General features: G+C 62.0%; 11 protein-coding genes (1 of these 11 running past the window's edge). All 11 read right to left on the bottom strand.

Annotated features, from left to right (window positions below; translation table 11 throughout):
• Nucleotides 1-47, bottom strand: partial view of an adenylosuccinate synthase gene (locus I3K84_RS18425; RefSeq protein WP_196995144.1) — the 5' portion only. The gene continues 1,330 nt to the left of window position 1, outside the view; 47 of the gene's 1,377 nt are visible here — the first part of the coding sequence; its start codon is at nucleotides 45-47; its stop codon lies beyond the left edge, outside the window.
• Nucleotides 48-76: 29 nt separating this feature from the next.
• The gene (locus I3K84_RS18420) at nucleotides 77-1,225 is read right to left on the bottom strand and encodes an ATP phosphoribosyltransferase regulatory subunit (protein ID WP_196995143.1); all 1,149 of its coding nucleotides are present in this window, start codon (nucleotides 1,223-1,225) and stop codon (nucleotides 77-79) included.
• Between the two features lie 75 nt (nucleotides 1,226-1,300).
• Nucleotides 1,301-1,480 (bottom strand): DUF2065 domain-containing protein, encoded by a 180-nt coding sequence (locus I3K84_RS18415; protein WP_123675224.1) that lies wholly within the window; start codon nucleotides 1,478-1,480, stop codon nucleotides 1,301-1,303.
• 29 nt (nucleotides 1,481-1,509) lie between these two features.
• On the bottom strand, nucleotides 1,510-2,415 hold the full coding sequence (gene hflC / locus I3K84_RS18410; RefSeq protein WP_015912796.1) for a protease modulator HflC: 906 nt from the start codon (nucleotides 2,413-2,415) through the stop codon (nucleotides 1,510-1,512).
• Between the two features lie 9 nt (nucleotides 2,416-2,424).
• Nucleotides 2,425-3,780, bottom strand: coding sequence for an FtsH protease activity modulator HflK (gene hflK, locus I3K84_RS18405; RefSeq protein ID WP_011804609.1), 1,356 nt, complete (start codon nucleotides 3,778-3,780; stop codon nucleotides 2,425-2,427).
• Between the two features lie 51 nt (nucleotides 3,781-3,831).
• Complete coding sequence (gene hflX, locus I3K84_RS18400) at nucleotides 3,832-5,010, bottom strand: GTPase HflX (protein WP_196995142.1); 1,179 nt, start codon at nucleotides 5,008-5,010, stop codon at nucleotides 3,832-3,834.
• Between the two features lie 63 nt (nucleotides 5,011-5,073).
• The gene (gene hfq / locus I3K84_RS18395; RefSeq protein ID WP_011804607.1) at nucleotides 5,074-5,325 is read right to left on the bottom strand and encodes an RNA chaperone Hfq; all 252 of its coding nucleotides are present in this window, start codon (nucleotides 5,323-5,325) and stop codon (nucleotides 5,074-5,076) included.
• Nucleotides 5,326-5,402: 77 nt separating this feature from the next.
• On the bottom strand, nucleotides 5,403-6,746 hold the full coding sequence (gene der, locus I3K84_RS18390; RefSeq protein WP_015912794.1) for a ribosome biogenesis GTPase Der: 1,344 nt from the start codon (nucleotides 6,744-6,746) through the stop codon (nucleotides 5,403-5,405).
• 19 nt (nucleotides 6,747-6,765) lie between these two features.
• Nucleotides 6,766-7,893, bottom strand: a complete 1,128-nt coding sequence (gene bamB / locus I3K84_RS18385; RefSeq protein WP_231403365.1) for an outer membrane protein assembly factor BamB — start codon at nucleotides 7,891-7,893, stop codon at nucleotides 6,766-6,768.
• 20 nt (nucleotides 7,894-7,913) lie between these two features.
• A complete protein-coding gene (locus I3K84_RS18380; protein ID WP_011804604.1) occupies nucleotides 7,914-8,591 on the bottom strand; it encodes a tetratricopeptide repeat protein in 678 nt (225 codons plus the stop codon).
• 13 nt (nucleotides 8,592-8,604) lie between these two features.
• Nucleotides 8,605-9,894, bottom strand: a complete 1,290-nt coding sequence (hisS, locus tag I3K84_RS18375; RefSeq protein ID WP_011804603.1) for a histidine--tRNA ligase — start codon at nucleotides 9,892-9,894, stop codon at nucleotides 8,605-8,607.
• Between the last annotated feature and the right edge of the window lie 30 nt (nucleotides 9,895-9,924).

Here is a 9,924-nt window from a genome sequence, read left to right as displayed (position 1 = left end):
CATTGGGTGCCGACCACGACAACGTTACGACCCTTGCTTGCTTTCATGTCAAACCCGATTCAAATGCTGAAGAAACTCAAATCGCCTTTACGACCCAGTTGCCATCCACCAGGACAAGCTCCCGATCGCAGTGGAATTCGTCCACTTCGCTGCCGTGCCCCGGCAGCACACACACCACGGTTTCGCCCTGACGACGCAACGTAGCAATGGCAGCACTGAGCGCACCACCATCGCCCCAGGGCGCCCGGATGGCCGCACGCAATGACGGAGCCGACACCACACCCACCAGCTGCTTCACGTCCAGGCTAAAGCCTGCGGCTGGCCTGTTACGGCCGAAGACCGCGCCGACCTCGTCATAGCGGCCGCCTCGCACCAGCGCATCACTGGCGCCCTGCGCATAAATCGCAAAACGCGCGCCGCTGTAATAGGCATAACCCCGCAGATCTGCCAGATCAAATGTGACCCGCACACCGTCCATTCGTGCCGCAATCGCCCTCAAATCTGATAGCGCCTCGCGCGCACCAGGAAAGGGCTTCAACAAGTTTTCGGCCTCATTCAGCACTGCTGCATCGCCATACAGCTGCAACAGTGCCAACAACCCTTCCCGCGATGCAGACGGGAAATCGCGTGTCAACGACGCCAGTTCGCTGGCATCTTTGGCAGCAAGCGCACCGTGGACGTGGGCGAGCTGATGCATACCGACAGGAAGTCCTGCAAGCAGACTGCGCACGATACGGACGTCGGCCAGATCTACGCTCAGCTCCTGTGCGTGGGCACTGCGCAAGCACTCCAACGACAGCAACACTGCTTCGATATCCGCCTCGATACCTGGATGACCGTAGATCTCGGCTCCAAACTGCAAGGGCTCTCGGGTGGCGTGCGGACGATCGGGACGCGTGTGCAGTACTGGGCCGCAATAGCATAGACGCGCCACCCCCTGCCGGTTGAGCAGGTGCGCATCAATGCGTGCGACCTGTTGGGTCGTATCGGCCCTCAAGCCGAGAGATCGACCCGAGAGTTGGTCCACCAATTTGAACGTTTGGAGGTCCAGCGCCTCGCCAGTGCCCGTCAACAGTGATTCCAGATGCTCCAGCAAAGGAGGCATCACCAACTCATAACCGTAACTGCGTGCCGTATCGAGCAGTCCGCGGCGAAGTTCTTCAATGTGCCGCGCCTCGGAAGGCAAGACATCGGCAATATGATCCGGCAGGACCCAGGCAGACATGGGATGGGGCAGGCTGTTAAAACGTTGATTCTACCGGCATGGATAAGCCCCACCCCGGGACCCAAAGCGGCCAGGCTACGCGAGCAGCAGAATGGCGCCGCCAGCGATCAGCCCCAGCAGCGCGCAAAATCGAATCTGGCCGTCACGCAATTGCAAAAGCTGCGTGAACATGCGGCGCCAACCACCAGGTGACACGAAGGGCAGCAGCCCTTCGATGACCAGCACCCAACCCAACGCGATCCAGAACCCGTTCATGGAGACCGACCACCGCCATCAGTCGCTCATCAGCGGCGGGGGCCTGCAGATGCATTGCCCGTCCCGCCTCTGAATACCTTGAAAAATTCAGAGTTCGCCGGATCCAGCACCATGACATCGCCCTTGCGGTTGAAGCTCGCCTTGTAAGCTTCGAGGCTCCGGTAGAACTGTGCAAATTGAGGATCACGGCCGAATGCCTCCGCATACAGACGCGCAGCTTCCGCATCACCCTCGCCCTTGATCTTCTGGGCGTCGCGGTAGGCATTGGCAATGGTGATCTCGCGCTGCCGATCTGCGTCTGCGCGAATCTTCTCCCCCTCCGCCGCGCCCGTGGAGCGCAGTTCATTCGCAACGCGCTTGCGTTCCGCTTCCATGCGTCGATAGACGGACTCCGTGATCGCTTCTACGTAGTCGACCCGCGTGATGCGCACGTCCACGACATCGACACCCCAAGGCTTAGAGCCGCGGACAGCTTCCAGCACTTCCCGTTTCACGTCGGACATCAGTGCATCGCGCTTGAGCGACAGCAGCTCCTTGACGGTGCGACGGTTGACTTCTTCCTGAAATGCATTGCGGACCACCCGATTGAGCTGCAGTGCACCTGCGTTCTCGTCCAGTCCCACATTGCGGATGTACTCGGATGGGTCGGTAATGCGCCAGCGCACATACCAATCGATCACCACGCGCTGCTTCTCGGCTGTCAGCATCGACTCGGTGTCTGAACTGTCCAGCGTGAGCAGACGCTTGTCGATGTAGCGAACGTTTTGGAAAGGTGGAGGTAGCTTGAAATTCAAGCCTGGTTCCGTGATGACTTCCTTGATCTGCCCCAACGCGTACACCACGCCAAACTGGCGTTGGTCGACGACGAACACCATCGAGCTGAGCAATGCCAGCAACAGCAGAACTGTCGATGCGATAAATCCGATTCTGTTCACACGGCTCTCCTATCGGGACTCACGTTCGCGCGAACGGTTGGCATCACGCAACCGAGAATCGCCGGGAAATTGAGAGGTCGCGGCAGGAGGGACTGTCGCTGGCGGCGTATCGGTCGCCGCAGCCGCCGAAGTCTGCTGTGAAACGCTCTGCATGATCTTGTCCAACGGCAGGTACAGCAAGTTGGATCCTTGCCGCGACTCCACCAGTACCTTGGTCACATTGCCGTAAATCTGCTGCATGCTCTCCAGATACATGCGGTCTCGCGTCACCTGCGGTGCCTTCTGGTATTCAGCAAGGACGGCGCTGAAGCGCTGTGTGTCACCCTGCGCCTGCGCCACGATGCGCGCCTTGTAGGCTGCCGCCTCCTCAATCAAGCGGGACGCCGTACCCGTGGCACGCGGAACCACATCATTGGCATAAGCCTGGGCTTCATTCTTAGCGCGCTCCCGCTCCTGGCCCGCCTTGAGCACGTCATCAAAAGCCGCCTGTACTTGCTCAGGAGGGCGCACCCCCCCTTGCTGCAGGTTGATGCCAACGACTTCCACGCCGACCTTGTATCGGTCCAGGATGGTCTGCATCAGATTGCGCACGCGCGGAGCAATCTGGTCCCGCTCTTCCGCCAAGGCGGTATCCATGCGCATTTTGCCCACGACTTCGCGCACCGCCGTCTCTGCCGCCTGAACCACGGCTTCGGCCGGGTTGCGGCTCTCGAACAGCCACGCACGCGCGTCATTCAAACGATATTGCACTGCGAACTTGATTTCGACGATGTTCTCGTCTTCGGTCAGCATGGCGGACTCACGCAGTCCCGTGCTCTTGATGACGCTATCCCGCCCCACATCAGCAGACCGGATCTGGGTCACGAACACCAGTTCATGGCGCTGAATGGGGTAAGGCAGACGCCAATTGAAGCCGGCGTTGACCGTGCTCTTGTACTTGCCGAACTGGGTGATCACCGCTTGCTGGCCTTCTTGCACGATGAAAAAGCCAGTGCCCAGCCAGATCAGCACCGCTATGGCGGCGATCAATCCCACGCCAACTCCCGCGTTCTTCATGTCTGGCTGGAAACCACCATTGCCGCCACCAGAAGCGGGACCACGCGACCCGCCGCCGCCAAACAACCCACCCAGCTTGCGGTTCAGATCACGCCACAACTCATCCAGGTCCGGCGGCTGTCCCGAAGGATTTTGGTCACGTCCACGTGGACGCTGTGAGTTATCCGGAGAAGGGCGCTCCGAATCAGGGCGCTGTCCACCCTCGCCCTTATCGTCCCCACGGCCCCAACGAGGATCGTTGAGATTGAACATCCCCCGAATACGCTCAGGCAGCACGGCCCAGCGAGAGGCCCGGTTAAGAAGGTTCATGCGCGAATTCTCGTACTCTCAATAGCAATAGAACACCAGCATTGTGCCCAATCAGTCCCACTCGCCCTTCAATTCAGCCGCCGTCTGAGGGGGCATGCCTGACGAAAGTGTCTTCTGAACCATATCTGCCAATAGCTGCCGCAAGTCAGCCACCCCTTCGCCAAGGCCGGCACTGACAAAAATCCGCGGTACAGGCCGCCCATCCAGTTCATAGGTATCTTGCCGCACTTTAGGACGCACTTCGGGCGTGAGGGCATCCAATTTGTTGAATACCAAGAGTTGTGGAATATCGGCGGCGCCAATCTCACCAAGAACCAGTTGCACCTGTGCAATCTGCTCGGGAAAGGCGGGGTTGGCGGCATCGACCACATGCAGGAGCAGATCCGCGTCCACGGCCTCCTGCAACGTGGCCTGAAACGCATCCACCAGCCCGTGCGGCAGATCACGAATGAAGCCCACGGTATCGGACAGGGACACCGAACCCGCGGCTTCGCCCAAATAAAGATGACGCGTGGTGGTGTCCAGCGTGGCGAACAATTGGTCTGCTGCGTAGGCTCGCGCCTTCACCAGTGCATTGAACAGCGTGGATTTGCCCGCGTTCGTGTAGCCCACCAGCGAGATATTGAATGTATCGCGCCGCTGCCGCTGCCGCCGCTGGGTCGCCCGTTGGCGCTTGACCTTGACCAGGCGCTCCCGCGTGCGCTTGATGGCTTCGCTGATCATGCGACGGTCGAGCTCAATTTGTGTTTCGCCCGGTCCGCCCCGTGTACCGATCCCCCCGCGTTGACGCTCCAAGTGCGACCAGCGCCGCACAAGTCGAGTGCTCAAGTACTGCAAACGCGCCAACTCCACCTGCAGCTTACCCTCGTGGCTGCGGGCGCGCTGGGCAAAGATTTCCAGAATGAGCAGCGTGCGATCATTGACGGGCAATTCCAGGCTTCGCTCCAGATTCCGCTGCTGCGCCGGACTCAGCGCCTGGTCGAACAGCACCTCCTTCGCGCCATGCATCTGCGCCAGAGTGCGGATCTCATCCGCTTTGCCGCTACCCACGAACAGCGCCGCATCAGGCGTCTTTCGCTTGCACGTCAGCCGCGCGACAGGATTCAAGCCTGCAGTCTGGGCCAATAGGCCAAGCTCTTCGAGTTCGGCATCGAAATGGGGCAAACCAAAATCCACGCCTACCAATAGAACAGGCGTGGATTTCGTGTCAGGAGAAGAATGGGAACTCAAGGCTGCGTGCCCTGGGATGCGCAATGCTTGCGCCGTGGCGCAGCCTTGAACTGCCGCAGGGGCTTACTGGTTGTCCCCGTCGGCGGCGGGTTCCGCAGTCGAGAAGTTGACGGCACGACCAGGCACGATCGTGGAAATGGCGTGCTTGTACACCATCTGCGTCACGGTATTGCGCAGCAGCACGACGTATTGATCGAAGGATTCGATTTGACCCTGCAGTTTGATGCCGTTCACCAAATAGATCGAAACCGGCACATGCTCCCGACGCAATGCGTTCAGGAAGGGGTCTTGAAGAAGCTGACCTTTATTGCTCACGATATTCTCCGTGTTCAAAAATGTTGTTGTAAACCAGCACCTTACCACAGCCAGACGGCCATACGCCGTCCAGGGGCTCAGGAGTTCTGCTTGTCCGTATAAGGATTGCTGGAGGTTTTCATTTCGATACGCAGCGGCGTACCGACGAGGTCAAATTCTTTGCGAAAACGCGCCTCAAGAAAGCGCTTGTAGGCGTCCGTGACATGCTCCAGCGAATTCCCATGGATCACGATCACCGGCGGATTCATGCCGCCCTGGTGCGCATAGCGCATCTTGGGCCGGAACATACCCGAGCGCTTGGGGCTTTGGAACTGCACCGCCTCCTGCAGCAGGCGCGTCAACACCGGCGTAGGCATCTTGCGGTTGGCAGACTTGTACGCCTGGATGATGGATGACCACAGCGGCCCAATGCCCTGCCGTTTCTTCGCGGAGATGAAGTGCAACGGCGCGAACTTCAGAAACGACAGACGCGTTTCGATGGAACGCTCCAGCTGCTGCCGGCCATAGTCGTCCACCGCATCCCATTTGTTCACTGCGATCACCACGGCGCGACCACTCTCCAGGATGTAGCCGGCAATATGTGCGTCCTGGTCCGTCACTCCTTGCGTGGCGTCCAGCAGCAGCAGCACGACATTGGCTGACTCGATGGCCTGCAGGGTCTTCACGACCGAGAATTTCTCGATCGCTTCAAACACCTTGCCTTTGCGTCGCAGGCCCGCCGTGTCGATCAACTCGAACTTCTGCCCGTTGCGCTCGAAAGGCACCGATATGGCATCGCGCGTGGTGCCGGGCATGTCGAAAGCCACCAAACGCTCTTCGCCCAGCCAGGTATTGATCAGTGTGGACTTGCCCACGTTGGGGCGCCCTGCCACTGCAAGACGGATGACATTCTTCTCGGCCGCCGCATCCTCCTCCTCAATCTCGGGCAACGCGAGCGGCTTCAGCGCGAGATCCACCAGGCTGCGCACACCCTGGCCGTGCGCCGCCGATACGGGGTGCACCTCTCCCAAGCCCAACTCATAGAACTCGGCCAGATGCATGCTGTCCTGCATGCCTTCGGCCTTGTTGCCGGCCAACACGCAGGGTTTGCCCAGGCGGCGAAGGTAGTTGGCAATGTCGTGGTCCTGGGCGGACAGTCCACCGCGTACGTCCACGACAAAAACCACGACATCGGCCTCCGCCACGGCCTGCTGGGTCTGCCTGGCCATCTCGCGGTAGATGCCGCTGGAGGCATCGGGCTCGAACCCCCCGGTGTCGATGACGATGTACTCGTGCTTGCCCTGTCTCCCATTGCCATAGTGGCGATCACGCGTGAGGCCGGCAAAGTCGGCCACGATCGCATCGCGCGACTTGGTCAAACGGTTGAACAAGGTGGACTTGCCCACATTGGGCCGCCCCACCAAAGCGATGACAGGCTTCATCCTGTGTCCTATATCCCTATCAGTCCGGACGGAAGCCGTAGACGCCACCCTTGCGCGTCACCACCACCAAGGTGTCGCCCGCCACCGCCGGGGCTGCCGCAATGGCCGAGCCATCGGTCGTCAGGCGGTTGAGCGGTGCGGCGTCCTCACGGGACAGCAGGTGCACCAGCCCTGTATCGTCACCCACTACCACTGAACGCCCCAGCACCAAGGGCGCTGTGAGCTTGCGGAACTGCAGCCTGTCCGATGTCCAGGCGCGGGACCCATCGGTGCGCCGCCATGCGATCACCGTTCCGTTGCTTTCCGTGCCGAACAGCATGGTGTCATCCCCGTGGATGCCCACGCCGCCGCTGGCGGGCTGCGTCCACGAGACCGCCCCCCGGGATGCATCGATACAGCCCACCGAGGCCTGGAAAGCCCGCGCGCACAGGCTATCGCCCACACGGCTCGTACGGCCAACGATCTCCACCAGCCGCTCGACGTCATTGGTGCCGCGCGGGCTGGCCAAGGGCGCCTCCCAGCGCACCACGCCGTTGTCGGGATTGAAGCCGACCAGACGGCCGGACAGCCCCGCAACCAGGGTGTCACCCACGGCCATCAGCACACCGCCCTGGCGCAGGACCAGGGGCTCACCCGGCCGCTGCTGGCTCCAGAGCCGGTAGCCAGTCGCCGCGTCGAAGGCGGAAATGGAGCGATCCGCCGCCAGCACGAAGATGCGCTTGCCCGCGACCAACGGCGCCGTATAAGCCTGGGCGGGCAACGGCTTGCGCCAGATCTCCCGACCGCCGTCCAGTGCGATAACTTGATTGCCCTTCGACACCACCGCCGTCCAGCGCCCATCACTTCCCACGCCCGAGGCAAGCGGCTGGTTGAGGCGCGTGCGCCATACGTCGCCCCCCGTGCGAGCATCGATGGCCGCCACATCGCCATTGGCAGAGGCCACCGTCACCACGCTGCCCTCCACGTGTATGTCGAGCTCAAGGCCTTCTTGCGTCCCAATCTGGGACACCCACGCCTGACGCACTCCCAGCACAGGGACGTTGGGACCGAGCTCCGCCGCCTTCGGCTTCGGCGTGCCGCCCCACAACGAGCAACCTCCCATCACCAGCAGGCTCACCAGCAAAGAGGCGCCGGTCAGCGCCCTCATGGCATGACTACGTGCCTGGCTCATTGCACGCCCCCCGACGTAGCGGAGGCTACCGTCTCCACCTGTGCGCCCAAAGCGTTGAGCTTGGCTTCCACCAGGCGGCGGTATTCCACACGCTCGTCAAAAGCCTGGTAGGCACGGCGGTACTCGGCGATGGCTTCCTGCTTCTTGCCCTGCAACGCGAACACATCACCCTTGCGATCCGCGACCGTAGCAGCAAACTCTGCGGGGAATTTCCCCGACAGCTGCGCCGAGGCCTCGTCGTAGGCCTTTTGCTCGATCAGGACGCTGGCCAGGCGCAGCCGGGCCAAGGCCTGGTAACCCTCATCAGACGCTTTCTCGGCCACCCAAGCCAACGTACTTTTGGCGGCATCCCACTTGCCAGCGTCGGCCAGCGCTTTGGCAGCCAGAAGGCCTGCCTGCCACGCCTGCGCGGTGCCGCCGTAACTCGACTTCAAGTCGCCCACGGCTTGCTCCACGCGCGCAAGGTCACCCGCCTGCACGGCCATTTCCACGGCCTCGGCCAGTGCCGTCGCCTGCTGGGCCTGGCGGCCCTGCCACAGCCGGTAGCCGTTCCAGGCGGCAAGCCCCCCCATGATGACAATCAACGCCCAGGTGATGGGCGTGCCCCACGTGTTCCAGAAGTGCTTGATCTGCTCAAGCTGTTCTTGTTCTTGAAGGTCGAAGTTGTTGGCCATGTTGTGGTTCCGTTCAGCGCGAGGATTGTAGGGTGGCCGCCCATTCGGCCAGCGCCGCCAGCGGGCGCTCCGCCTGCTCGCCGCTATCCCGCAGCGGCTTGACGGTCACGGCCCCGCGGGCCAGTTCGTCGGCGCCGAAGACCAGTGCATAGCGTGCGCCGCTGGCGTCCGCCTTCTTGAACTGGGATTTCATGCTGCCCATGCCCTCGCCTGCGGCGGTGGAGCTGTGCATCTGCACCGACACCCCCTGCGCACGCAGCCGCTGCAAGGTAGCCATGACCACCGGCAGGGCTGACGCGTCGGGCACTACGGCATAGGCATCGGCAGCTGGTCGGGCCACTTGCGCCTCCTGCTCCTTGAGCAACTCCAGCACGCGCTCCACCCCCAGCGCCCAGCCCACGGCCGGAGCGGACTTGCCGCCGATCTGCTCGATCAGGTAGTCGTAACGGCCCCCACCGCAGATCGTGCCCTGCGAGCCCAGTTGGTCCGTCACGAACTCGAATACCGTGAGGTTGTAATAGTCCATCCCGCGGACCAGGCGGGGGTTGAGGCTCCAGACCACGCCGTTGGCATCCAGGATCGCCTTGACGGTCTCGAAATGCTGCAGCGACGCCTCGCCTAGAAAGTCGATGAGCCGCGGGGCGCCTTCCACCAGCGCCTGCATCGCGGGGTTCTTGGTGTCGAGAATGCGCAGCGGATTGCTGTGCAGGCGGCGGCGCGCATCCTCGTCGAGCACATCCATGTGCTGCTCCAGGTATGCGATCAGCGCCGCGCGGTGGGCGCGGCGCTCGTCAGGCTGCCCCAGGCTGTTCAATTCCAGCCGCACGTTCTCCAGCCCCAGTTCCGCCCACAGCGCATGCGCCAGCAGAATGATCTCGGCATCGGCTTCCGCGCCGGGAAAGCCCAGCGCCTCGGCACCGATCTGGTGGAACTGGCGGTAGCGGCCGCGCTGTGGCCGTTCATGCCGGAACATCGGCCCCATGTAGTACAGGCGCTTGCCGCCGTCGTAGAGCATGGAATGCTCTACCACCGCACGCACCACCCCCGCCGTTGCCTCGGGGCGCAGCGTCAGCTGTTCACCGTTGAGCCGGTCCTCGAAGGAGTACATCTCCTTCTCGACGATGTCGGTGACTTCGCCCAGACCGCGCACGAACAGCGGCGTAGGCTCGACGATGGGCGTGCGGATGTTGCGATAAGCGTAGCGCGCCATGAGGGTGCGCACCTTGTCCTCCAGCCATTCCCAGCGCGCCGAATCGGGCGGAAGAATGTCGTTCATGCCCTTGATGGCAACCAGCTTCTGCATCTTGTTCTATTGTTTGTGATTATGAATCAA

The sequence above is a fragment of the Diaphorobacter sp. JS3051 genome, from assembly GCF_015832135.1.
GTDB lineage: Bacteria > Pseudomonadota > Gammaproteobacteria > Burkholderiales > Burkholderiaceae_C > Diaphorobacter > Diaphorobacter nitroreducens.
This window is presented reverse-complemented; position numbering and strand designations above follow the sequence as displayed.